The organism is Paraburkholderia madseniana (assembly GCF_009690905.1).
Classification (GTDB): domain Bacteria; phylum Pseudomonadota; class Gammaproteobacteria; order Burkholderiales; family Burkholderiaceae; genus Paraburkholderia; species Paraburkholderia madseniana.
Map to the genome: position 1 here is coordinate 44,699 of NZ_VOSW01000055.1, position 22,770 is coordinate 67,468.

21 protein-coding genes and 1 pseudogene are annotated in these 22,770 nt (G+C 62.1%); 16 read left to right on the forward strand and 6 right to left on the reverse strand.

Translation table 11 applies throughout. From position 1 onward, the window contains the following. Nucleotides 1-4: 4 nt before the first annotated feature. The 3 genes from FSO04_RS26705 (at nucleotide 5) to lipA (ending at nucleotide 2,252) form a co-directional block, all read left to right on the forward strand. Nucleotides 5-331 carry a DUF2917 domain-containing protein gene (locus tag FSO04_RS26705; RefSeq protein WP_054035681.1) on the forward strand — a complete coding sequence of 109 codons (327 nt, stop codon included), beginning with the start codon at nucleotides 5-7 and terminating at the stop codon, nucleotides 329-331. 174 nt (nucleotides 332-505) lie between these two features. Next, nucleotides 506-1,231 (forward strand): lipoyl(octanoyl) transferase LipB, encoded by a 726-nt coding sequence (gene lipB / locus FSO04_RS26710; RefSeq protein ID WP_154564166.1) that lies wholly within the window; start codon nucleotides 506-508, stop codon nucleotides 1,229-1,231. Between the two features lie 13 nt (nucleotides 1,232-1,244). Beyond that, nucleotides 1,245-2,252, forward strand: coding sequence for a lipoyl synthase (gene lipA, locus FSO04_RS26715; protein ID WP_154564168.1), 1,008 nt, complete (start codon nucleotides 1,245-1,247; stop codon nucleotides 2,250-2,252). A 117-nt stretch (nucleotides 2,253-2,369) separates the two neighbouring features. Here lipA and FSO04_RS48360 read toward each other — a convergent pair whose 3' ends face one another. Together FSO04_RS48360 and FSO04_RS26720 are read right to left on the reverse strand one after the other, a co-directional pair. Next, nucleotides 2,370-2,504 carry a hypothetical protein gene (locus FSO04_RS48360; RefSeq protein ID WP_266211018.1) on the reverse strand — a complete coding sequence of 45 codons (135 nt, stop codon included), beginning with the start codon at nucleotides 2,502-2,504 and terminating at the stop codon, nucleotides 2,370-2,372. Nucleotides 2,505-2,558: 54 nt separating this feature from the next. Then, on the reverse strand, nucleotides 2,559-3,038 hold the full coding sequence (locus FSO04_RS26720) for a hypothetical protein (RefSeq protein WP_233464990.1): 480 nt from the start codon (nucleotides 3,036-3,038) through the stop codon (nucleotides 2,559-2,561). A gap of 241 nt (nucleotides 3,039-3,279) precedes the next feature. Between FSO04_RS26720 and tauA the strand changes: the two genes are divergently transcribed. Genes tauA through FSO04_RS26735 form a run of 3 tightly spaced genes read left to right on the forward strand, consistent with a single transcriptional unit; the run spans nucleotide 3,280 to nucleotide 6,022 of the window. Beyond that, nucleotides 3,280-4,302, forward strand: a complete 1,023-nt coding sequence (tauA, locus tag FSO04_RS26725) for a taurine ABC transporter substrate-binding protein (RefSeq protein ID WP_154564170.1) — start codon at nucleotides 3,280-3,282, stop codon at nucleotides 4,300-4,302. A gap of 41 nt (nucleotides 4,303-4,343) precedes the next feature. Then, on the forward strand, nucleotides 4,344-5,156 hold the full coding sequence (locus tag FSO04_RS26730) for a taurine ABC transporter ATP-binding protein (RefSeq protein WP_154564172.1): 813 nt from the start codon (nucleotides 4,344-4,346) through the stop codon (nucleotides 5,154-5,156). Continuing rightward, on the forward strand, nucleotides 5,153-6,022 hold the full coding sequence (locus tag FSO04_RS26735) for an ABC transporter permease subunit (RefSeq protein ID WP_168435854.1): 870 nt from the start codon (nucleotides 5,153-5,155) through the stop codon (nucleotides 6,020-6,022). The genes FSO04_RS26730 and FSO04_RS26735 overlap by 4 nt, the downstream gene beginning before the upstream one ends. 27 nt (nucleotides 6,023-6,049) lie before the next feature. On the opposite strand, the gene FSO04_RS26740 is transcribed toward FSO04_RS26735, so the two are convergent. After that, entirely contained in the window at nucleotides 6,050-6,733 is a 684-nt protein-coding gene (locus tag FSO04_RS26740; protein WP_154564174.1) for a histidinol-phosphatase, read from the reverse strand. Nucleotides 6,734-6,958: 225 nt separating this feature from the next. On the opposite strand from FSO04_RS26740, the gene FSO04_RS26745 reads away from it, so the two are divergent. Continuing rightward, the gene (locus FSO04_RS26745) at nucleotides 6,959-8,626 is read left to right on the forward strand and encodes a Na/Pi cotransporter family protein (RefSeq protein ID WP_154564176.1); all 1,668 of its coding nucleotides are present in this window, start codon (nucleotides 6,959-6,961) and stop codon (nucleotides 8,624-8,626) included. Nucleotides 8,627-8,683: 57 nt separating this feature from the next. On the opposite strand, the gene FSO04_RS26750 is transcribed toward FSO04_RS26745, so the two are convergent. Then, nucleotides 8,684-9,454: a DeoR/GlpR family DNA-binding transcription regulator gene (locus FSO04_RS26750; RefSeq protein ID WP_154564178.1), complete on the reverse strand. Its 771-nt coding sequence runs from the start codon at nucleotides 9,452-9,454 to the stop codon at nucleotides 8,684-8,686. A 556-nt stretch (nucleotides 9,455-10,010) separates the two neighbouring features. Between FSO04_RS26750 and ugpQ the strand changes: the two genes are divergently transcribed. From ugpQ to FSO04_RS26790, 8 genes are all read left to right on the forward strand, one after another. After that, entirely contained in the window at nucleotides 10,011-10,796 is a 786-nt protein-coding gene (gene ugpQ, locus FSO04_RS26755) for a glycerophosphodiester phosphodiesterase (protein WP_168435855.1), read from the forward strand. 106 nt (nucleotides 10,797-10,902) lie between these two features. Beyond that, nucleotides 10,903-12,015 (forward strand): ABC transporter substrate-binding protein, encoded by a 1,113-nt coding sequence (locus FSO04_RS26760; protein WP_154564180.1) that lies wholly within the window; start codon nucleotides 10,903-10,905, stop codon nucleotides 12,013-12,015. A 158-nt stretch (nucleotides 12,016-12,173) separates the two neighbouring features. Continuing rightward, nucleotides 12,174-13,112 carry an ABC transporter permease gene (locus FSO04_RS26765; protein ID WP_093645614.1) on the forward strand — a complete coding sequence of 313 codons (939 nt, stop codon included), beginning with the start codon at nucleotides 12,174-12,176 and terminating at the stop codon, nucleotides 13,110-13,112. Next, nucleotides 13,109-13,900, forward strand: coding sequence for an ABC transporter permease (locus FSO04_RS26770; RefSeq protein ID WP_093645611.1), 792 nt, complete (start codon nucleotides 13,109-13,111; stop codon nucleotides 13,898-13,900). Before FSO04_RS26765 ends, FSO04_RS26770 begins: the two co-directional genes overlap by 4 nt. A gap of 32 nt (nucleotides 13,901-13,932) precedes the next feature. Continuing rightward, nucleotides 13,933-15,003, forward strand: coding sequence for an ABC transporter ATP-binding protein (locus FSO04_RS26775; protein ID WP_154564182.1), 1,071 nt, complete (start codon nucleotides 13,933-13,935; stop codon nucleotides 15,001-15,003). Between the two features lie 441 nt (nucleotides 15,004-15,444). Continuing rightward, complete coding sequence (locus tag FSO04_RS26780; RefSeq protein WP_168435856.1) at nucleotides 15,445-16,725, forward strand: dicarboxylate/amino acid:cation symporter; 1,281 nt, start codon at nucleotides 15,445-15,447, stop codon at nucleotides 16,723-16,725. Nucleotides 16,726-16,771: 46 nt separating this feature from the next. After that, nucleotides 16,772-18,772, forward strand: a complete 2,001-nt coding sequence (locus FSO04_RS26785) for a sensor histidine kinase (protein ID WP_154564186.1) — start codon at nucleotides 16,772-16,774, stop codon at nucleotides 18,770-18,772. A 16-nt stretch (nucleotides 18,773-18,788) separates the two neighbouring features. Beyond that, nucleotides 18,789-20,141: a sigma-54-dependent transcriptional regulator gene (locus FSO04_RS26790; protein WP_171925151.1), complete on the forward strand. Its 1,353-nt coding sequence runs from the start codon at nucleotides 18,789-18,791 to the stop codon at nucleotides 20,139-20,141. A gap of 87 nt (nucleotides 20,142-20,228) precedes the next feature. On the opposite strand, the gene FSO04_RS26795 is transcribed toward FSO04_RS26790, so the two are convergent. Further along, on the reverse strand, nucleotides 20,229-20,759 hold the full coding sequence (locus FSO04_RS26795) for a TlpA disulfide reductase family protein (RefSeq protein ID WP_154564188.1): 531 nt from the start codon (nucleotides 20,757-20,759) through the stop codon (nucleotides 20,229-20,231). A 173-nt stretch (nucleotides 20,760-20,932) separates the two neighbouring features. Here FSO04_RS26795 and FSO04_RS26800 point away from each other — a divergent pair, with 173 nt between their 5' ends. After that, nucleotides 20,933-21,601, forward strand: a complete 669-nt coding sequence (locus FSO04_RS26800; RefSeq protein WP_154564190.1) for a hypothetical protein — start codon at nucleotides 20,933-20,935, stop codon at nucleotides 21,599-21,601. A gap of 341 nt (nucleotides 21,602-21,942) precedes the next feature. Here FSO04_RS26800 and FSO04_RS26805 read toward each other — a convergent pair. Continuing rightward, nucleotides 21,943-22,770: pseudogene (locus FSO04_RS26805) on the reverse strand (ATP-binding protein); the annotation flags it as partial.

Sequence of the window (22,770 nt, forward strand, 5' to 3'; positions counted from 1 at the left end):
CATGATGCGAGAAATTTCCTCTAGTATCGCGTTTGAAATCCGCAATGGCGAAACCATTCCTATGAAGGTAGCACGCAGCACCAAGCTGGTCGTGCACGGCGGCGCGGTGTGGGTCACGCGCAGCGACGATACCGAGGACTACTGGCTGCAGCCCGGCCACACGCTACGGCTGCGGCGCGGTGAGCGCTTGTGGTTGAGCGCCGAGGGCAGCACGCATGCGAAGGTCGCGTTTTCGGTGCCGACACGCTGCGATGAGCGTGCGCTGAACTGGCTCGCGCGGGTCGGCGAACGGCTGGCGGCCCGCATGCGTGGGGGCTGGCGCACGGTGTGAGCGCTGGCGGCGCCGTGACGCGATGGCGGACCGGCGCTGCAGTTGAACGGCGCTCCGGCGCGAAACGAAGCGCGACTCCGGTAAGCGGAGTTCCGGCAGGAAACGAAGCGCCGCCGAGTCCTGAAGTGGGCGCGTCCGGCGGGGATGTCAGGATTTCGGTAAACTGTCGGGATCATGTGCACCACCCCGGTTTCCCCGTCTCCCTTGCCCGCCACGGCGCCGCTTACGCTGCGCTGGCTCGGCAACGAACCTTACGAAGCCAGTTTCGAAGCGATGCGCGCGTTCACCGACGCGCGCACCGCCGATACACCCGACGAGATCTGGCTGGTCGAACACCCCCCCGTCTTCACGCTAGGCCAGGCCGGCGACCCGGCGCATCTGCTGGCCGCCGACAGCGGCATTCCGCTTGTGAAAGTCGACCGGGGCGGGCAGATCACGTATCACGGGCCCGGACAGGTGGTTGCCTACCTGTTGCTGGATCTGCGCCGACGCAAGCTGATGGTGCGTGAGATGGTCACCCGGATCGAGCAGGCCGTGATCGACACCCTCGCGGCGTATAATCTCGCCGGAGAACGCAAGGCGGGCGCCCCCGGTATCTACGTGGCGCCTGGGCCGGACGCCGGGTTGCATGCCGGCGCCAAGATCGCCGCGCTGGGTCTGAAAATCCGGAACGGCTGCAGCTATCACGGCGTGAGCCTGAATGTGAACATGGACTTGCAGCCGTTTCTGGCCATCAACCCATGCGGCTACGCGGGGCTCGAAACAGTCGATATGGCAACGCTGGGCGTTGCCGCCGGCTGGGACGACGTGGCCCGTACCTTTGCAGCACGCCTCACCGCAAACCTCGACGGCAGTCCCGCGGCCGTCGCCCAACCGCAGGCCGGTGCCCTCACCGCCTGACTGGACCGAACGAATGACTGACGTTACCGCGAACCTCGCAGCTTCTCCCGCTCCTGATGCCGTGCCGGCTTCCGCCGCTGCCTACGACGCCACCGCGAAGCAGAAGGCGCAAGCCAAAACCGCCCGTATTCCGATCAAGATCATCCCGATCGAAAAGCTGAAAAAACCGGACTGGATCCGCGTCAAAGCGGCCACCGGTAATTCGCGCTTTTCGGAGATCAAGCAGATTCTGCGCGAGCACAACCTGCACACGGTGTGTGAAGAAGCGAGCTGCCCGAACATCGGCGAATGCTTCGGCAAGGGCACCGCGACGTTCATGATCATGGGTGACAAGTGCACGCGCCGCTGCCCGTTCTGTGACGTTGGCCACGGCCGCCCGGATCCGCTCGATGTGGACGAACCGGGCAATCTGGCGCGCACCATCGCCGCGCTGAAGCTGAAGTACGTGGTGATCACCAGCGTCGACCGTGACGATCTGCGCGACGGTGGCGCTGCTCACTTCGTGGAATGCATCCGTCAGACGCGCGAACTGTCGCCGGAGACACGCATTGAAATTCTGACGCCGGACTTCCGCGGCCGTCTGGATCGCGCGCTCGGCATTCTGAACGCCGCACCGCCTGATGTGATGAACCACAACCTCGAAACGGTACCGCGTCTGTACAAGGAAGCACGTCCCGGTTCGGACTACGCGCATTCGCTGAAGCTGCTGAAGGATTTCAAGGCGCTGCATCCGGACGTCGCGACCAAGTCCGGCTTGATGGTCGGCCTCGGCGAGACCGAAGAGGAAATTTTGCAGGTGATGCGGGATCTGCGCGAGCACGACGTGGACATGCTGACGATCGGCCAGTATCTGCAACCGTCGGAACACCATCTGCCGGTGCGCTCGTATGTGCATCCGGACACGTTCAAGATGTACGAGGAAGAAGCGTACAAGATGGGCTTTACGCACGCCGCTGTGGGCGCGATGGTTCGTTCGAGCTACCACGCCGATCTGCAGGCGCATGGAGCCGGGGTGGTTTGAGCGATTAGACCGAATAGCTGTCTGAAAATAAAGCCCGCACTTGTTGCGGGCTTTGTTCTTTTGGGGAGCACGGAATGAACGATTCAGCAGTTCCTCCCGGCGATCTGCCTGCGTTGCCTAGCGGTAATAACGTGCGAGCAGACTGCAAGTAACAGATATCATTCCGCCGATGATCGTGAAGGGGTAAAGAAAGAGGATGAAGCGATGGCGCAGTGCGCGGTCTTCGATGAGGCGGTCGATCAAATTGGGCATGCTGGATCTCCTTGAGACTAGGATGAAAATTATAGATCAGAGCGCCGAATTTAGTTAGGTTAACGAATAATGAGATGCGGAAAAGGAGACTGCGACGACAACGGTTATGAGCAGCGAAAACCACATCAACCAACCATCACGCTCCTGTTCTCCCGCGTGACGCGCTGGGCGAGCCGCTGCATCGGCCGCACCCAGGCACACTAGTATTGACGCTGCGACGATAAAGAGCACGTGCCAGAGAAGTGCGGCCAAGATGAGCGCTAACCTGCTGCGCGTCGGCGCTTCGCTCAACGCACCACCAATCTCGTAGCATGCGCTGGCACACATCGAAATGACGACCCAGAAAAGCTGGCCATCCTGAATGGATCGCCGCGTAATACCTCGCGCCGCGTGCCGGTAGTAGCGTGAAAAGTTCAATAGGGGAAGTAATGCGATCGGCGCAAAAACAGGCACGCCGACATTGAAAAACAACCAGCTCAAGCGGCTAAGAAAATCGACCATAGGAATGCGAATTGAAGGTAACCCGCTGATCATGCCGCCGCCGCGGCAGTGTGACAATCCGCCGAATGGCCAGCTTTTGCAAAGGCATCCCAATCCGTAACCATTCGCTAGAACCCTTCTACTGGCCACCGCAGCAGTCGCGCCGATCCAACTCAGCGTGAAAAGCAATGCTCGAGCAGCGTCATTAGCAATCGCGGATTAATTAGAACCGCCTGTGGACAAACTCCCTATAGTCGAAAGCCTCCCAGACAACACACACTAAAGGGGTTTCTCGATGAACCGCTTGCTTCGTCCGTTGGCCGCGTTCGCTACGCTGCTGGCGCTGTCCGCGCCGTTTTCTTCCGTTGCACACGCCGACACCAAAGAAGTCGTGATCGCGTATCAGGACATGGTTGTGCCTTGGCGCTATGCGCAGGCCACGGGCGAAGTCGAGAAAGCCACCGGCTACAAGGTCACCTATCGCAAGCTCGGCAGCGGCGCCGACGTGATCCGCGCGCTGGCTTCGGGCTCGGTGCAACTCGGCGAAGCGGGGTCGAGTCCGATTGCCGCCGGGCTGTCGCAGGGCGTCGATATTTCGCTGTTCTGGATTCTCGACAACATCAACGACGCCGAAGCGCTGGTCGCGCGTGACGGTTCCAATGTCACCAGTGTCGCGGGTCTGAAGGGCAGGAAGATTGGCGTGCCGTTCGTGTCGACCTCGCACTTTCATACGCTGGTCGCACTGCAGAACGCCGGCGTGAATCCGTCGGATGTGAAGATCGTCAATCTGCGTCCGCCTGAAGTCGCGGCGGCGTGGGAGCGCGGCGACATCGACGCGACTTACATCTGGGACCCGGTGCTGGCGAAGGTGAAGAAGAACGGCAAGGTGTTGATCACGTCCGGGCAGGTTGCGCAGCAGACCGGCAAGGCGACTTTCGACGGCTTCGTCGTCGACCGCAAGTTCGCCAGCCAGAACGCCGAGTTCGTCGCGCGCTTCGTGAAGGTGCTGGCCGCGACCGATGCGAGCTATCGCGATCACACGTCGGCATGGACCGCGACATCGCCGCAGGTCGAGGCGGTTGCGAAGGAGTCCGGCGCCACCGCACAGGAAGTGCCGGCGAGTCTCGCGCTGTATGCGTTCCCGACGCCGGCCCAGCAGGCGTCGAATGCATGGCTTGGGGGCGGTGCGCAATCCGGCGCGGCTAAATCTCTCGCTGCGACCGCTGCGTTCCTGAAGACACAAGGCACGATTCAGAACGTGCTGGCCGATTACTCGACCGGCGTCGATCCGCAGTTCGTACAGCGTGCGGCACATTAAGTTGTGAGCATGGCTATCCATCAGCATCGTGAGGCACGGCGATGAGCGGTCTTGAGATACGGCGGCTGCACGTCGCCTACGAAGGCGCACGCGGCGCGGTGCCGCACATCGCGCTCGCTGACGTCGATCTGCACATCGAACCGGGCGAGTTCGTCGTCGCGCTGGGTGCGTCCGGCTGCGGCAAGACGACTTTGTTGAACTGCATCGCCGGGTTTATTCAGCCGACCGAAGGCGAGGTGCGTCTGAACGGCGAACCCGTACTTGGACCGGGCGCGGATCGCGGTGTCGTGTTCCAGAAGTACGCGCTGATGCCCTGGCTCGACGTGCTCGACAATGTCGCGCTCGGCTTGCGTTTTCAGCGTGTGCCGAAAGCGCAGCGCGAGCGCATCGCGCAGGAGATGCTGGCGCTGGTTGGGCTCGAGAAGCATGCGCGTTCGCGGGTCTACGCACTGTCGGGCGGCATGCAGCAGCGCGTGGGCATAGCACGCGCGCTGGCAAGCGATCCGCAAGTGCTGCTGATGGACGAACCGATGGGCGCGCTCGACGCGATGACGCGCGAGTCGATGCAGGAACTCGTGCTCGACGTCTGGGGCCGCACACGCAAGACGGTGTTCTTCATCACGCATAGCGTGGAGGAAGCGCTGTTTCTGGCGACGCGCCTCGTCGTGATGACGCCGGGACCCGGCCGTATCGCCGAGAGCTACGACCTGCCATTCGCGCGGCGCTTTCTCGAGACACGCGACGCACGCGCGGTGAAGTCGTCGCCGGATTTCATCGAATGGCGCGAACGGCTGGTGCGCCGTCTGCACGAACGGAGCGAGCGCAACCAGGACCAGGAAGAGGTGCTGTCGTGACGGCTTCACGTGAATCGTTGGGCACCGTGCCCCTGACCCAGACAAGCGAGCCGCCGCGGCGTAAAGCCCGGCCGGTACGCGGCTGGCGTTTGCCGGGTGAAGGCCCGACCGCGGTGCTGAGCGCGGTCTCGGTCACGACGCTCGCGGCGCTATGGTGGCTTGCCACGCATCTGCACTGGCTGCCTCCACTCTTTCTGCCGACGCCCGAGGCGGTTTGGGCCGCGTTTCTGGACGCCTGGCACGGCCGTATTCAAGGTGGCTTGCCACTCTCAGAGCATCTCGCATGGAGTGCGCTGCGCGTGTTCGGTGCGTTCGCGCTGGCCGCGGTCACGGCGGTGCCGGTCGGAATCCTGATGGGCGTAAGTCGGCTTGCACGCGGCTTGCTCGATCCGCCGCTGGAGTTCTACCGACCGTTGCCGCCGCTTGCGTATCTGCCGCTGGTGGTGATCTGGTTTGGTATCGACGAGACGGCGAAGATCGTCGTGATCTATCTCGCCTGTTTCGCACCGATTGCAATGGCGGCGCGTGCCGGTGTGCGCAGTGCGACCATTGAGCAGATTCATGCAGCGTATTCGCTGGGTGGCCGCTTCGCGCAGATCGTGCGCTACGTGGTCCTGCCGGCGGCGTTGCCTGAGATCCTGACCGGCTTGCGGATTGCCATCGGCTTTGGCTGGACCACCCTGGTTGCCGCCGAGATGGTCGCGGCCACAGCGGGTCTCGGTCAGATGGTGCTCAACGCGTCGAGCTTTCTGCGTACCGATGTGGTGGTGATGGGCATCGTGCTGATCGGACTGATTGCGTGGCTGTTCGATCTCGGCATGCGTGCGCTGGAGCGGCGCCTGGTGCCGTGGAAGGGGCGTGTGTAGCCGCAGATCGCGCCAGCCCGCGCAATCTCAAGCAAACAGCTCAATCACCGGCCAGCCGCGTTCCGTGGCAATGGCACGCAGGCGCGGGTCGGGATTGGTCGCGACCGGATGCGTGACGCGCTCGAGCAAAGGCACGTCGTTGATCGAATCGCTATAGAACCAGCTCTGCGGAAAGTCCTGCAGACGGTGGCCGAGCGAAGCCAGCCAGCTCTCGGTGCGTGTGATCTTGCCTTCGCGGAAGGTCGGCACGCCGACGGCGTTTCCGGTAAAGCGCGCCAAAGGATCGCCGCCTTCAGTGCCGAGATCGATCCCCAGCAGATGGTCGAAGCCGAGCGCCTTGCCGATCGGCTTCGTAATGAACACATTGGTGGCGGTGACGATGCAGCACAGGTCGCCCGCTTCAATATGACGTTGCACGAGTTCCCGCGCAGCCGGCAGGATCGCCGGCGCAATCACATCCTTCATGAACTGTGCATGCCATGCGTCGAGCTGCTCGCGCGAGTGGCGAGCGAGCGGCGCCAATGTGTAATTCAGATAGGCGGTCATATCGAGCGTGCCGGCCACGTACTGCCGGTAGTAATCGTCGATTTCTTCCGCGTGCTGCGCAGCGCCGTCTATGCCCAATCCAGCGATGAAGTGGGCCCACGCCTGATCGCTATCGAGCGGCAGCAGCGTGTGGTCCAGGTCGAACAGCGCAAGGTTGCGGCTCATCCAGAGTCCTTGTGATGAAGTGGGCAAACGAAGTGATCGAGTGAATTGCGTTCCGGACGATAAGCCGGCACACAGCAATCCACAGTTCGGCACGAGCGTATATTTAAAAGCACAAAATTACAATAAGGCAAAAATGTGCAACACTACTGTCATAAACGCCCCGGGTGCCGGTTCACGCGGCATGCGGTTCGGGTCATGGCAGCAGGAACGGATGCGCAGTGCCTTATGTTGATTCTCCTTAACCTTCTGGCTGGTGTGGCGCTCCTCGTGTGGGGCTCGCACATCGTACGTACCGGCATCCTGCGCGTGCTCGGCGCCGATCTGCGCAGTGTCCTCGGGCGCAGCACCAGTAGCCGATGGCGTGCCTTTCTTTCGGGCGTCGGCGTCACGAGCCTCGTGCAAAGCAGCAATGCAACGGCGGTGATCGTCACGTCGTTCGCTGCGCAAGGTCTTCTGCCGCTCACCAGCGGCCTCGCCATCATGCTTGGTGCCGACGTCGGCACCGCACTGATGGCGCGCTTGCTCACACTCGATCTGTCATGGCTGTCGCCAATCCTGATTCTGGTCGGCGTGCCGCTCTTTCTGTCGCGCAAACAAATGCGCACGGGCCAGGTCGGCCGTACGCTGATCGGGCTCGGCTTGATCCTGCTGGCGCTGCACCTGATCGTCGAAGCCGCCCAGCCGATGATGCAGGGCGCCGGCGTGCGCGTGATGTTCGGCGCACTGACCGGCGACACCACGCTCGACGCGCTGGTCGGTGCGGCATTTGCGATGCTGTCTTATTCGAGTCTCGCGGCGGTTCTGTTGACAGCAACGCTTGCCTCGTCCGGTGTGATCTCACTGAAGGTGGCGCTGTGTCTCGTGATCGGCGCGAATCTCGGCAGCGGCCTGCTGGCGCTGATGGGCACCCTCGCGCAGAACGCGGCGGCACGGCGTCTGGCCTTGGGCAGTCTGGCGTTCAAGCTGGCCGGCGCGCTGCTGATCCTGCCGTTCGCGCCGTTGCTCGCACGCGGCCTGCCAGTGTTGATCGCGAATCCACGCGAAGCGGTGGTCGGCTTTCACGTGATCTACAACACGCTGCGTTGCTGCGCATGCCTTTCGCTGATCGATCCGGTGGCGCGCATCTGCACCCGGGTGTTGCCGGACCGGCCGCAGCCCAACGGCGAACTGCGGCCGCTGCATCTGGATGCCGCCGCACTTTCTACGCCCACACTCGCACTCGCGAACGCCGCACGCGAGGTGCTGCGTATTGGCGATATCGTGCGCACCATGCTCGATAACGTTGCGGGCCTGATCCATGAAAACAGCCTCGACAAGGCGCGCGAAACGGTCCGGATGGACGACGACGTCGACCAGCTCTACGCCGCGGTCAAAACCTATCTGACGCTGATCTCCCGCGAGCAACTCGACGAAGCCGATAGCCGCCGCTGGACCGACATCATTTCGTTGACGATTAACCTGGAGCATGCGGGCGACATCATCGAGCGGATTGTCGGCGATATCGAGGAAAAGAAGATCGCGCACCGGCTGTCGTTTTCGGAGGAGGGGTTGGGCGAGCTGGACGACCTGCAGGCGCGGCTCGTCAGCAATCTACAGCTTGGCCTGTCGGTGTTTCTGAATAACGATCTGCGTTGCGCAGAGCGGCTGCTGGCGGAGAAGGAGCGTTTTCGCGATCTGGAGCGCGCGTACTCATACAAACATCTGGACCGACTCGCCGGGCAAACCTTGCGCAGCATCGAAACCAGCGCGTTGCATCTGGATCTGATCAGCGACATGAAGCGGCTCAATTCGCTGTTCTGCTCGACGGCCTATCCGGTGCTCGAAGCTGCCGGCGCGCTGCGCGACACGCGCTTGCGCAAGCGCGTGCTCGACACAATGCATGTGAAGGAATAAGCGGCTTGCGCAGCGCTCCCTGAAGCGTTCGTGCGAAGCGCCGAACACATCGGCGCCCTAAGCCAGAACGATCTCTTCCAGCTTCTTTTTCAGCGCTGCAAAGTCGGCGGCTTCGGCCGCCTTCTTGTTGGTGACCAGCACATCGATCCGATCGACCGGACAGTACGAAATCCGGCTGCGCTGACCAATCTTGCTGTAGTCGGCAAGGATCACCACGCGGTCCGCGTTGGCGACCATGGCGCGAGCCACTTCGGTTTCAGCGTGATCGTAGTTGGTGGCGCCGTGCCGGTGATCGATGCCGACCGGCGAGAGCAAGGCCATGTCCGCGCGATAGCGCTGGATGTCGAGTACGGTGGTCGCGCCGGTGGTCGCCATCGCCCGATCGCTGATCGAGCCGCCCAGCAGAATCACTTCGTTGGCCGTTTCCGTTTGATCCACGGCGCCACGCATTTTCAGCGCGACGTCGATGGAATTGGTGACGATCGTCAGGTTCGCCAGTTTCGCCAGCTCTTCAGCGAGCGCCGCGGTGGTGGTGCCCGCGTCGATGAACAGTGTCTGGCCGCTCGCGATCAAACCGGTGGCCGCCTTCGCAATCGCGGTTTTGGCTTTGACACGCATGTGGGCGCGCTCGGCGATCGGCGCCTCGTCAGCGGGTTTGATCGCGCCACCATGTACGCGCTTCAGTTCACCGAGTGCTTCGAGGTCGAGCAGATCGCGCCGCACCGTTTCGCGCGACACCCCGAGGTCCGCCATGATCCGTTCGGTCGACACGCGCTGAAGCGTAGACAGCAACGCGCGAATTCTCTGATGACGGTCTTCCTGCCACATGCATTTTTCCTTGGATGTGAACGCGCGGTCACACGGCTTGTTTTAATGGTGTCATCGTGGACACGGATGTGTGTCCGGACAATGACAAGCGTACTACTTTAGCCGAATTGTGTTGTATTTTTTTGGCAGCTTGCAAGTTTGTGTATTTAACCTTAGCCTTCGCAGATCGAAGCGCGGCGCATATTTCGAACATCAAATGTTCGAAAAGGAATTGAAATGTCCGATTTCGAGCATTTCGCGGCGTTTTTTGGCAATTTGTTAGACACATGTCGTCGCCATAATGGATCTTGGGATCTGCCGTCTGAACCATTCGCTACTGTATACGGTGCTGCCGGGACGCCGCACGGTTCGGCATCCTGACAATAGGATTGCAGAGCTGTAGTGGGGCGTGACGTTGGTCGTGCGGCCAGCTATCGCAGCGTTGCCCATTGGCGCGATACTACGCGCGGGGCTCGTGCATAAAAGGCTGCATGGCGCAGTTGTGGCATGACGGCAGTGGCAGCTTGGAACGTGTCGAGAGCATATTTAACCCGCTCTATCTGGAAGGTAACGAGACGTGGGAAACGGGATTGATCGCACCTTATCCGCAGACTGGCCGTATCCGAGGCTGGTTGCGCATCGCTGCGGCGGCACGTTGGCGCCGGAGAACACGCTGGCCGGTTTCGACGCATGCGTGCGTTACGGCTACCGCATGGTCGAATTCGACGCCAAGCTCTCCGCTGACAACCAGCTCTTTCTGTTGCACGACGATACGCTGGAACGCACGACCAACGGTCATGGCGCCGCTGCTGAACACACGTGGAACCAACTGGCCGCGCTCGACGCCGGCGCCTGGTTCGGCCCGCAGTTCGCCGGTACGCATCTGCCGACGCTCGCCGAAGCCGCCGCACGTTGCGCACGAGATGGCATTGCCGCCAATATCGAAATCAAACCCTGCCCGGGGCGGGACGAGATCACCGGGCGTCTGGTCGCAAGCGGCGCATTGACTTTGTGGCAAGGGCAAACGCCGCCGCTGCTGTCGTCGTTTTCGTTCGAGGCGCTTGCGGCAGCGCGCGATGCGGCGCCCTCGCTGCGACGCGGTATGCTGTTCGAAGAGGTGCCGGCTGACTGGCTGCGCATCGTGCGGGAGTTGGACTGCGTGTCGCTGCATGCGAGCCACCGGTACCTGACCGAGCCGCTGGTCGCCGAGATCAAGGCGGCCGGATTGCGCGTGCTGGCCTACACGGTGAACGACCCCGAGCGCGCGCAGGTGCTTGCGCAATGGGGTGTCGACATGATTTGTACAGATCGCATCGATAGACTGGAACACGACATGTTTTCGGCGCCGGTCAATCCGGACTGAGCATGGCGCGGGTGCGCGAGTGCGAGCTTGCACAGGTGTGCGCCCATAGAGCTAGAAATTAGAAATTTTCCAAACGTAGCAATTTCGGCAGAGGATGGGGATAACTATGAAGCGCACCGCGTTAGCTCGTTTACTTTCGATGTCGGCCGCTGCGGGTGTCGCCGCAGCCGGCGTGAGCAGCGCTTCGGCCGCGCCGCTCGACGCACTGGTCGCAGCCGCCAAGCAGGAAGGCCAACTCACCGTGATCGCGTTGCCGCACGACTGGTGCAACTACGGTGAACTGGTGGCCGGTTTTCAGAAGAAGTACGGCATCAAGATCAACGAGCTGAACCCGGATGCGGGTTCGGGCGACGAAGTCGAAGCCATCAAGGCGAACAAGGGCAACAAGGGTCCGCAAGCGCCTGACGTGATCGACGTGGGTCTGTCGTTCGGTCCGACCGCGAAGGCCGAGGGTTTGCTGCAGCCGTACAAGGTCGCTTCGTGGAACTCGATTCCCAAGGAGTCGAAAGACGCCGACGGCTATTGGTATGGCGATTACTACGGCGTGCTGTCGTTTGAAGTGAACGCCGACATGATCGACAAGGCGCCGTCCGACTGGAGCGATCTGCTCAAGTCAGACTATAAGAACGCCGTCTCGCTGGCCGGCGACCCGCGCACGGCCAATCAGGCGATCCAGGCCGTGTTCGCAGCAGGTCTGTCGCAAAGCAAGGGCGATGTGAGCAAGGCCGACAAGGCCGGCCTCAAGTATTTTGCCGACCTGAACAAGAACGGCAACTTCGTGCCGGTGATCGGCAAGGCCGCATCGCTCGCGCAAGGCACCACGCCGATCGTCGTGCGTTGGGACTACAACGCGCTGGCCGACCGCGACACGCTGAAGGGCAATCCGAAGGTGCAGGTGGTGATTCCGAAGACGGGCGTGGTCGCCGGCGTGTACGTTCAGGCGATCAGCGCCTACGCACCGCATCCGAACGCCGCCAAGCTGTGGATGGAATACCTGTACTCCGACGAAGGCCAGATCGGCTGGCTGACCGGCTATTGCCACCCGATGCGCTATAACGAATTGGTAGCGGCGAAGAAGGTTCCGCAAGCGCTGCTCGACAAGCTGCCGCCGCCGTCGTCATACAAGAACGTGGTGTTCCCGACGCTGTCCCAGCAGGACGCCTACAAGGACACCATTACGAAGCACTGGGACGAAGCGGTCGGCGCGAACGTCAAGTAATCGTCGCGGCGCACGCGGTTGCGGCGGCAGCGGGGGCGGCGATCTATCGCATGCCGCACACGCCGCCGCTTCTAACCGCAACGTGCAGTTTCAAAGGTAGCGTGCCGCTCCACGAGAGCGGCGCGCCAGGCGTTAGCCAGATTGCCTAAGGGTGAGCTATGAGCGCTTCATCGGATGCTGGATCGGTGCAGCCGGAATTGCTGGTTCCGCCTGTACCCACGCCAACGCCTCGCGTCAACGGTCCGGGCCGCGCGTCGCAGTTCCTCGCCTGGATCGGCGTGGTGCCGTTTTTCACCTTCGCACTGCTGTTCCTGATTCTGCCGACCGGCTTTCTGATGGTCGGCGCGTTTCAGGATCCGCAAGGCCACTTCACGCTCGGCAATTTTCGCGACTTGCTCCAGCCCACGGTGCTGGACGCCTACTGGATCAGCTTCAAGGTAAGCGCCGCTTCAGCGCTCGGCGGCGCGTTGATCGGCTCGCTGCTCGCGTGGGCGGCGGTGCAAGGCAAATTGCCGGGTTGGATTCGTCCTACGTTGATGACGTTCTCCGGCGTCGCCTCGAATTTTGCCGGCGTGCCGCTCGCATTTGCCTTCATCTGCACGCTGGGGCGCGTCGGTCTCGTGACCGTATTGCTGAAGAAGTACCTCGGCTTCAACCTGTACTCGACGGGCTTCAGCGTTCTGAGTTTTTCCGGGTTGACGCTGACTTACCTGTACTTCCAGATTCCTTTGATGGTGCTGATCGTCACGCCCGCGCTCGACGGCCTGAAGCGCGAGTGGCGCGAAGCCTGCGACTGTCTCGGCGGCACGGCCTTCCAATATTGGCGCCACGTAGCGTTGCCGGTTTTGTGGCCGAGCGTGCTTGGCGCGACGCTGCTGCTGTTCGCCAATTCGTTCGGCGCGGTCGCCACGGCCTACGCACTGACCGGCAGTTCGCTGAACATCGTTACGATCCTGCTGTACGCGCAGATTCGCGGCGACGTCATGCACAACCAGAACCTCGGCTACGCGCTCGCGCTCGGCATGGTGCTCGTGACGGGCTTGTCGAATGGCGGCTACATCTGGCTGCGTTCACGCGCTGAAAGGGGCCGTCGATGAAAAGCCAGTCGCGTGTGGGTGCGTGGACCGCGATGATCGTCGGTTCGCTGTACTTTCTGATTCCGTTGCTCGCCACCTTCGAATTCAGCCTGCGCATGAAACGCGGCGTTTACAGCTTCGAGGCGTATAGCGTCGTGCTGAGCGATCCACGCTTCCAGGCTTCGTTCGGCTATTCGATCCTGATGGCGGTGCTGACGATCATTGTTGGCGTATTGCTGGTGGTGCCGACCGCGTACTACGTGCAGTTGCGGCTGCCGAAGCTGCGGCCGGTCGTCGAATTCATCACGCTGTTGCCGCTGGTGGTCCCGGCGATCGTGATCGTGTTCGGTTATCTGCGCATATACAACAGCAGTTCGATTCTGCCGCTCACGGCCAACGAACGCGCGACCGACCTGTTACTGGTGTTCGGTTACGTCACGCTCTCGCTGCCGTACATGTATCGCGCAGTCGACGCCGGTTTGCGCGCGGTCGACGTGCGCTCGCTGACCGAGGCCGCCGAATGTCTCGGGGCGAACTGGCCGACGATTCTGTTCAAAGTGATCTTCCCGAATATCCGCTCGGGCATTCTGTCCGGCGCGTTTCTCACCTTTGCTGTCGTGATCGGCGAGTTCACGCTGGCGAGTCTGCTCGACCGCCCCGCGTTCGGCCCGTATCTGCAATTGATCGGCGCGAACCGCGCGTATGAACCGTCGGCGCTTGCGATCATCGCGTTCGTGATCACATGGGCGTCGATGGGTTTGATTCAGGTATTCGGCTCGGCACGCGCGCTTAGCGGCCAGAAAATTTGACGGACTAATTTGACCGACTAAGGCAGCGAATCATGGCATTCCTTGAGATCGAAAATCTGCATAAGTCCTTCGGGGCGAACACTGCGCTGCATCACTTCGACATGAAGATCGAGCGCGGCGAATTCATCACGTTTCTTGGACCGTCCGGCTGTGGCAAGACCACGGTGCTGCGGATGATCGCCGGCTTCGAAACGCCGACGCGCGGCATCATCCGGCTGGATAACAAGGACGTGACGTACCTGCGCACGCGGCAGCGCAAGGTCGGCATGGTGTTCCAGTCGTACGCGCTGTTTCCGAACATGACGGTGGCCGACAACATCGGCTTCGGACTGAAGATCACGCACCGCCCGCAGGAGGAGATCAAGAAGCGCGTCGAGGAGATGTTGCAACTGATCAAGCTGCCGCATCTCGGTGAGCGCTATCCGTGGCAATTGTCGGGTGGTCAGCAGCAGCGTGTGGCGTTGGCGCGCGCGCTTGCCGGCAAGCCTCAGGTGCTGTTGCTCGACGAGCCGCTCTCCGCGCTCGACGCGAAGATTCGCATTTCGCTGCGGCAAGACATTCGGGCGTTGCAGCGTGAATTAGGTATCACGTCGATTTTCGTCACGCACGATCAGGAAGAGGCGCTGTCCATTTCCGACCGCATCGTGGTGATGAACGAGGGGCGCGTCGAACAGATCGGCACGCCTTCGGAAATCTACAACTATCCGCGTACGCGCTTTGTCGCGTCGTTCGTCGGCACGCTGAACATTCTGGCGGGGCATGTGATCGATCCGAAGACCGGCAAGATGGCCGTCGACGGTCAGGAGTTGACTACCACGCAAGAACTGCCGGCAGACGACGCGGGCAAGAAGCGCATGCTCGCGCTGCGGCCCGAAGCCATTGTGCTGGAACCGGCCGCGCCGGGCCGCAATACGCTGAACGCGACCGTCGAAGAAGTAAATTTCCTCGGTGCGGTGGTGCGCATCAGAGCGCGCGTGAAAGACGCGGTGATTTCACTTGATGTGTTCAACGACCCGAATCGCGGCTTGCCCGAACGGGGTCAACCGGTATCGCTGGGTTTCTCGCACGAGAACTTGCTGGTGCTGGAAGAGGGTGGTGCATAGAAGCCGAACAGCAGTGTCTGACGTTGGCGAAAGCCCCGCGTACAGACCAGGCGGTTTCGGCTGAAGTGGGCGAAAGCCCCAGCCCCAAAGGCTCTCCGGGTTTTCCCGGATTTGTGGCATGGACGGATTCCGGATTCCCCGACGCCCCTCGTCCGGATTTCCGGAATCCCGGACTGCGCGTGCTGTAACACGCCAAAAAACCTATAAAAATCAAAGCGGTTCGCTTTTCGTCAAGCTGGCATCGACCTTGCAATTTAGATCACGCGGCCGCAACGGTCCGACAACTAAAGCAAGGAGACAACGATGTCTGATTTCCCTTCCCGGTATTTCTGAATTCGTCGTCTTGTCGCGGCCTAATGCCGTGCACAGGCGTGACGACTATTCGTTCGCATGATGCGCAGCGTGGCAGGCCTTGAGCTCACCCATATCGCAGGAAACATCGTGAAGAAACCTATCCACAAAGTGCTGTACGTCCAGGTGATCGTGGCGATCATCATCGGCATTGCGCTTGGCCATTATTCGCCGGACTTCGCCGTCGACATGAAGCCGCTCGGCGATGGCTTCATCAAGCTGATCAAGATGGTGATCGGGCCGATCATCTTCTGTACGGTGGTGACGGGTATCGCCGGTATGGAAGACATGAAGAAGGTCGGGCGCGTCGGCGGCAAGGCGCTGCTGTACTTCGAAATCGTCTCGACGTTCGCGCTGGTGCTCGGCCTCATTGCCACGCACGTGCTGAAACCGGGCGTCGGCTTCAACATCGATCCGGCTACGCTCGACGGCAAGGCTGTCGCTTCGTATGCCGCGAAGGCACACGGCCAGACCACGGTCGACTTCCTGATGCACATCATCCCGGACACGCTCGTGTCGGCGTTCGCACAGGGCGAAATCCTGCAGATCCTGCTGATCGCACTGTTGTTCGGCGCGGTGCTGGCCACGGCCGGTGAGAAGGGCAAGGTCGTCACCAACTTCATCGACGGGCTTTCGCATGTGCTGTTCGGCATTGTGCGCATCATCACGAAGCTGGCGCCGATCGGCGCGTTCGGCGCGATGGCGTTCACCATCGGCAAGTACGGCATCGGCTCGCTGCTGCCGATGCTCAAGCTGATCGGCACGTTCTATCTGACTTCGATCGTGTTCGTGGTGGTCGTACTCGGCATCATCGCGCGTGCGGTGGGCTTCAACATCCTGCGCTTTGTCGGCTACATCAAGGAAGAGATGCTGATCGTGCTCGGCACGAGCTCGTCGGAAGCCGCGCTGCCGCAACTGATGCTGAAGCTCGAAAAGCTCGGCTGCTCGCGTTCGGTTGTGGGCCTCGTGGTGCCGACCGGTTACTCGTTCAACCTCGACGGCACCAACATCTACATGACGATGGCCGTGCTGTTCATCGCTCAGGCGACCAACACCGACCTCACGTGGACGCAGCAGCTCACGCTGCTGGCGGTGACGATGCTGACGTCGAAGGGCGCGAGCGGTGTGACGGGCGCGGGCTTCATCACGCTGGCCGCCACGCTCGCTGTGGTGCCGACCATTCCGCTGTCGGGCATGGTGCTGATTCTCGGTATCGACCGTTTCATGAGCGAATGCCGCGCGCTGACGAACATCGTCGGTAACGGAGTGGCGACGGTGGTGGTGTCGGCATGGGAAAAGGAACTGGACCGCAACAAGCTGAACGCCGCATTGCGGGGTGAAGTGGCGGTCAAAGAGCCGGCCGAGGCTTAAGCCAGGCAACCGTCACGAGCACGACTTCGGCCGCGGACGCCCACCTATGAAAGCGGCGACCGCGAGCCGGGACCCAGCGCCGTCGGCCGACGAAGCTTACGCCGACGACGCGGCGCCTTATGCCACAATATCCGATCCTCACCGATCGGATATTGCCAACGTGACGCGCCGCCTGCTGATCCTCTTCGCGCTCGTCGCCGGGCTCGTGGTGGCGTGCGGGCTTACGTACACCATCGCGTGGCAGAGCGGGATCGATAATTTGCGGCGCAACGCCGCGGTGCGGGTCGATCGCACGACCAGCGCGCTGAAAAGCACGCTCGAGCGCTACGAATCGCTGCCTTATCTGCTGGCCGAACATCCCATTGTGCAAGACGTGCTGGTCAATCCCAGCCCTGCCAACGTCGAACGCGCCAATCTCTATCTCGAGGACCTCAACCGCCACGCGCGGGCAACGGTCACCTACATCATTCCGCTCGACGGCTATTGCGTCGCCGCGAGCAACTGGCATGGGCCGGGCAGCTTCATCGGCGCGGGCTATCAATTCCGGCCGTATTTTCTCGATGCGGTGAAGGGTGGCGTGGGCCGCTTCTTCGGTATCGGCACGATTTCCCAGGCGCCCGGTTACTACATCTCGCAGCCGGTGCGGCGTGACGGCAAGATCGTCGGCGTGGCAGTCGTCAAACTCGATCTCGAATGGTTTCAGGGCGCGGATGCGTCCGAACCTTTAGTTGTCACCGACGATCACGGCGTGATCTTTCTGTCGTCGGTGCCAGCGTGGAAATATCACACGATCCGGCCGTTGTCGGGGCAAGTCGCGGACTCGATCTACCAGGCGCGCCAGTATGCGCAGCAACCGATCCCGCCGCTGCCGGTGACGATCGAGCGCACGCTCGAAGGCAATGCGCAGATCGTGCGTATCGGCGGCGGCCGCTATGCGCCGCGCTATCTGGCGTCGCGGCGCGGCATGGGCGAGCCGGACTGGCATCTGATCACGATGTCGCCGGTCGGTCCTGTCAACGCTGACGCGCGCAATGCGACTATCGTGACCGGCTTCGGCTACGTGTCGCTGGTGCTGTTCGCGTTCTACTGGAGAATGCGCCGTGCCCGGGTGCGAGAAATGATGCGCAGCCGTTCGCTGCTGCAAAAGGCCTACGCTGAATTGAACCAGCGCGTGGCCGCGCGCACTGCGGATCTCTCGCAGGCGAACGAGCAGTTGCAGAAGGAAGTCGCCGAGCGAACGCGCGCCGAACAGGAACTGCGCGCGGCGCACGATGAGCTGATCCAGGCCAGCAAGCTAGCCGCGCTGGGTCAGATGGCGGCCGGCATCACGCATGAATTGAATCAGCCGCTCGCGGCACTGCGTGGTTTCTCGGACAACACGCGCGTGCTGCTCGAACGCGGCGACCAGGCGTCGGCGTTCGAAAATCTCGAAGCGATCGCTGCGCTCACCGAGCGCATGGGCAAGATCACCAATCAGTTGAAGTTGTTTGTCGGCCGCGCCCGGCCGCGCAGTGCGCGTGCGCCGGTCATGCGAGCGTTGCGCAACGTCATCGCGCTGCTGCAAAAGCGCCTGCAAGGCGTCGAAGTCGAGTTCGCTTTGCTCGATGCCGGCACCGGCGCGCGCATGCCGCTGAATCTCGCCGACGATCCCTCCGATCTGGTTGCCAATTGCGACGATCTGCGGCTCGAACAGGTGTTGATCAATCTGCTCGGCAACGCGCTAGACGCAACGGCGGGGATGACGCCGCCACGCATTTCGATCGAGATCGAAACCGCTGAGTCGAGTGTGTCGTTCGCTGTGCACGACAACGGCCCAGGCATTCCCGACGACGTGCTGCCGCGTCTGTTCGAACCGTTCTTCACTACGAAAGAAATGGGCCAGGGCCTGGGGCTCGGCCTCGCGATTTCATCGTCGATTGCGCGCGACTGCGGCGGCACACTGGTGGCGCGCAACGCGCCGGACGGCGGTGCATTATTCGTATTGACGCTGCGCCGCGCGCGCGTGCAGACGAGCCATACATCGGACCCGCTCACCACGGGTTCCTGAATCAGACGAGAACAACATGCTGAACGACGGCTTGCAGGTACTGTATATCGAAGACGACGAGCTGGTGCGGCGTGCCAGCGTGCAGAGTTTGCAACTGGCGGGCTTCGAGGTGATCGGCCATGCGTCGGCGGAATCCGCAGCGAAGATGATTAGCGCGGATTTCTCCGGGGTGATCGTCAGCGATATTCGCTTGCCTGGCGCGAGCGGACTCGAACTGCTTGCGCAGTGCCACGAGCGCGCGCCAGACGTGCCGGTGATTCTGGTCACCGGTCATGGCGATATTTCGATGGCCGTGCAGGCGATGCGTGACGGCGCGTATGACTTCATCGAAAAGCCGTTCGCATCCGAGCGTCTGATCGAAACCGTGCGACGTGCGCTGGAGCGCCGCAAGCTGGTGCTGGAGAACCTCGCGCTGCGTCGTGAGCTGGCCGGGCAGAACACGGTCGCGCCGCGCATCATCGGTCGTAGTCCAGCAATCGAGCAGGTGCGGCGGCTGATCGCGAATATCGCGCCGACCGACGCGTCGGTGCTGATCAACGGCGACACGGGCGCGGGCAAGGAGTTGATCGCGCGTAGTCTGCATGAACTGTCGCCGCGGCGTGACAAACCGTTTATCGCGGTGAACTGCGGCGCGCTGCCGGAGCCGATGTTCGAGTCGGAAATGTTCGGCTACGAACCCGGTGCCTTCACCGGCGCGGCAAAACGCCGCATCGGTAAGCTTGAACATGCTTCGGGCGGCACGCTGTTCCTCGATGAGATCGAGAGCATGCCGCTCGCGTTGCAGGTCAAGCTGCTGCGCGTGTTGCAGGACGGGGTGCTGGAACGGCTCGGCTCGAATCAGCCGATTCGCGTGAATTGTCGCGTGGTGGCCGCCGCGAAGGGCGATATGGCGGAGCATGTCGCGGACGGGTCGTTCCGGCGCGACTTGCTATACCGCCTGAACGTAGTGACGATCGCGCTGCCGCCGTTGGGTGAACGTCGCGAGGACATCGTGCCGCTCTTCGAGCACTTCCTGCTGGACGCGGCCGTGCGTTATCAGCGCCCCGCGCCGATTCTCACTGACCGGCAGCGTGCCAGCCTGATGCAACGGGAATGGCCGGGGAATGTGCGCGAGCTGCGCAATGCCGCCGACCGCTTCGTGCTTGGCGTCGCCGACGATCCGGTCATGTCTTTCGCCGACGACGGCGTAGCGCCACAACCGTTGAAGGAACGTGTCGAGCAATTCGAGCGGGCGGTGATCGCGGAGGCGTTGGAGCAGGCCGCCGGGGTAGTCGCGGTCGCAGCAGACAAGTTGCAGCTTGGAAAGGCGACGCTCTACGAGAAGATCAAGCGATATGGCCTCGCGGCCAAAGGGGAAGGGGAACGGTGAGAATTTGAAGCGCCGGCGGCGAGGCGGTATGACCTCGGCGCCGGCGTGTTTGTCTGGGTGTTTTACTTCAGGCTTTTCGTGGGGCAATCAGGCCGCGTTCAGCGCTTTTTCCAGCAACTGGTCGAGTTCCGCGAATTGCGGTTCGCCGACATAGCGCTTCAGAATCTTGCCGTCCTTGTCGATCAGGAAGGTGGTCGGCGTGAGCTGCACATTGCCGAACTGCTTGGCGGCAGAGCCGTCGTCCATAGCAACCTTGAAAGGCAACTGGCGGGTTTGCGTGTAGTTGGCCACGTACATCGGTGCGTCGTAGTTCATTGCGACGGCGACGAATTCGAGCCCTTTGCCTTTGAAGCGGTTATAGGTCTGGACCATCTGCGGCATTTCCTTCATGCAGGTGTCGCAACTGGTCGCCCAGAAGTTGACCAGGTAGACCTTGCCTTTCAGATCGGCGGTCGAGACTTTCTGCCCCGACAGCAACGTGAAGGTCGCATCCGGCACGCGCTGCTGGCCGGCGAACGCAAAATAGCCGGCAATCGCGATCGCTACGGCCACGACGGCAATGATGATGATGCGAAGCGGATTCGCGCGCCGTGCGGCGGTGGACGGGGTGGAACTCATGAACGGAACCTCGAGAGTCGCGCAGAACGCGCGGAACAGTACGTGGATTTGGACTGTTAAATCCGGTATTGCTTGGCTCCGCTATTGTAGCCCCATTCCGGCAACGCGGCAGCGGGCGGCCCGGGAGGCGATAATAGGACTTTACGTTCCTGTCAGTCCAATCTTCTGTCCCCATGCTCCGAACTGCTTTTCGCTTGCTCGCCCGAATCTCGATCATCCCGTTTGGCCGCCCCGTTAGCCGTTCCTCAAGTTTCGCCCTGGCAAACGGTCGCCCGGCCGGTGCCGCTTTCCGCTTGCGGCGAGCACGAGCAGTTCTCCGAACGGTGGCCTGCGCGCTGGCGTTGGGCGGCGCGTTGGCAGCGTGTTCGCCGACCTTCGACTGGCGCACCGTCATGAATAACGACAACGGCTACACGGTCGACCTGCCGGCCAAGCCGGACAACGATCAGCGCGCGGTCCAGATCGACGGCAAGCCGATGCAGATGGCGATGCAGACAGCCGAAGCCGGCGACGCCGTGTTCGCGGTCGGCACCGTGATGCTGCCGAACGATGACGAAGCGACGCAGCGTGCCGCCCTCGAATTCCTGCGCACGGGGCTCGCCCGTAACGTCGGCGCCGCGCCGGACGCGCACGCGGTGCAAATTCCGCTGGCCGCAGGCGGTCAGGTGCTGGGTCTGGAAATGAAGCTGACCGGTGAGGCTGGCTCGCAACACGAGACGCGCACCGTCTATGCGCGGCTGGTCGCGCGTGGCCGGCATGTGTATCAGGCCGCAATCATTGCGTCCAAGCCGGTTCAGCAGGAGCAGGTCGACCAGTTTTTTTCGTCGTTCCAGCTCTATTGAAAGTTGAAAGCGGCGTTTTTTGGTCAACTCGGTGCGCGACAAGATCGTAGTGCACAGTGAAAGTTCCTTCGTAGCATCGCGCGCTAATTCCCGGTTTACGTTGAAGTTTTCCGGTTACGCACGGAGGCTGTGGATAACTCTGTTGAGAACTTCGCGTTTTTTGCCGCAGATGCCCATCCCGTGGGCATTCTGTCAGACTGAGTCAGCTCCGGGCGGTCGAAATAAGTCAATTAAATCAATGCCTTTGGGATGCGTGTCTCTGTATGCCTTTCAGTTGTTTCCAGATTTATCTGGAACGCGCACTTGTGCATAAGTCAAGTCTTGACAGGCGATTTTTCGCCTTATACAGACCCAAACGCCCGGCGATATTGGATGGCCTCACCGACTTGCGCCGCGCTCGGCATAGCCGCGCCGGCCAGGTCGGCGATGGTCCGCGCCACCTTCAGGACTCTGTAGTAAGCACGCGCCGACCAGCCGAAACGCTCGCCGGCCTGGCGCAGCAAAGCTTCGCCGTCTGCGTCGGGGCGGCAGACCTCGTCCACTTCCCGTCCGCCCAGTTCCCGATTGGTTTTGCCTTGCCGGGCTAGTTGCCGCTCGCGAGCGGCATTCACCCGTAGGGCGATCGCTGCACTCGATTCACCGGCGGTGGTGGAACGCGCCGACAACTCCGCCGGCGTGAGCGCAGGAATCTCGAGCTGGATGTCGATCCGGTCGAGCAGCGGCCCGGACAGCTTGCGCAGATAACGCGCCGCGATTTCCGGCGTGCATCGGCAGCGACCGTTGGGGTCGCCGCGCCATCCGCAGGGGCAGGGGTTCATCGCGGCGATCAACTGGCACGCTGCTGGAAAATCCGCTTGCAAGGCGGCGCGCGAGATCGTGATGCGCCCGGCCTCGAGGGGCTCGCGCAGGGTCTCCAGCACATGGCGGTCGAATTCGTCGAGAAACAGCACGCCCAGATGCGCCAGGGTGATTTCGCCGGGTTGCGGCGGATTGCGCCCGCCGACCAGCGCCGGCCCACTCGACGAATGATGCGGCGCGCGAAACGGCCGCTGCCGCTATTGCGAGGGCGTAAAGCCGGCTCGGCTGGCGGACAGCAACGCCGCCGAGCTGAGCGCCTCGTCGTCGGTCATGGGTGGGAGCAGGCTTGGCAGGCGGCCGGCGGACACCAC

Bases quoted from the DNA above. Each gene is read 5' to 3' on its own strand.
- FSO04_RS26705 (WP_054035681.1), top strand. From the start codon at position 5: ATGCGAGAAATTTCCTCTAGTATCGCGTTTGAAATCCGCAATGGCGAA.
- lipB (WP_154564166.1), top strand. From the start codon at position 506: ATGTGCACCACCCCGGTTTCCCCGTCTCCCTTGCCCGCCACGGCGCCG.
- lipA (WP_154564168.1), top strand. From the start codon at position 1,245: ATGACTGACGTTACCGCGAACCTCGCAGCTTCTCCCGCTCCTGATGCC.
- FSO04_RS48360 (WP_266211018.1), bottom strand. From the start codon at position 2,504: ATGCCCAATTTGATCGACCGCCTCATCGAAGACCGCGCACTGCGCCAT.
- FSO04_RS26720 (WP_233464990.1), bottom strand. From the start codon at position 3,038: ATGATCAGCGGGTTACCTTCAATTCGCATTCCTATGGTCGATTTTCTT.
- tauA (WP_154564170.1), top strand. From the start codon at position 3,280: ATGAACCGCTTGCTTCGTCCGTTGGCCGCGTTCGCTACGCTGCTGGCG.
- FSO04_RS26730 (WP_154564172.1), top strand. From the start codon at position 4,344: ATGAGCGGTCTTGAGATACGGCGGCTGCACGTCGCCTACGAAGGCGCA.
- FSO04_RS26740 (WP_154564174.1), bottom strand. From the start codon at position 6,733: ATGAGCCGCAACCTTGCGCTGTTCGACCTGGACCACACGCTGCTGCCG.
- FSO04_RS26745 (WP_154564176.1), top strand. From the start codon at position 6,959: ATGTTGATTCTCCTTAACCTTCTGGCTGGTGTGGCGCTCCTCGTGTGG.
- FSO04_RS26750 (WP_154564178.1), bottom strand. From the start codon at position 9,454: ATGTGGCAGGAAGACCGTCATCAGAGAATTCGCGCGTTGCTGTCTACG.
- FSO04_RS26760 (WP_154564180.1), top strand. From the start codon at position 10,903: ATGAAGCGCACCGCGTTAGCTCGTTTACTTTCGATGTCGGCCGCTGCG.
- FSO04_RS26765 (WP_093645614.1), top strand. From the start codon at position 12,174: ATGAGCGCTTCATCGGATGCTGGATCGGTGCAGCCGGAATTGCTGGTT.
- FSO04_RS26770 (WP_093645611.1), top strand. From the start codon at position 13,109: ATGAAAAGCCAGTCGCGTGTGGGTGCGTGGACCGCGATGATCGTCGGT.
- FSO04_RS26775 (WP_154564182.1), top strand. From the start codon at position 13,933: ATGGCATTCCTTGAGATCGAAAATCTGCATAAGTCCTTCGGGGCGAAC.
- FSO04_RS26785 (WP_154564186.1), top strand. From the start codon at position 16,772: ATGAAAGCGGCGACCGCGAGCCGGGACCCAGCGCCGTCGGCCGACGAA.
- FSO04_RS26790 (WP_171925151.1), top strand. From the start codon at position 18,789: ATGCTGAACGACGGCTTGCAGGTACTGTATATCGAAGACGACGAGCTG.
- FSO04_RS26795 (WP_154564188.1), bottom strand. From the start codon at position 20,759: ATGAGTTCCACCCCGTCCACCGCCGCACGGCGCGCGAATCCGCTTCGC.
- FSO04_RS26800 (WP_154564190.1), top strand. From the start codon at position 20,933: ATGCTCCGAACTGCTTTTCGCTTGCTCGCCCGAATCTCGATCATCCCG.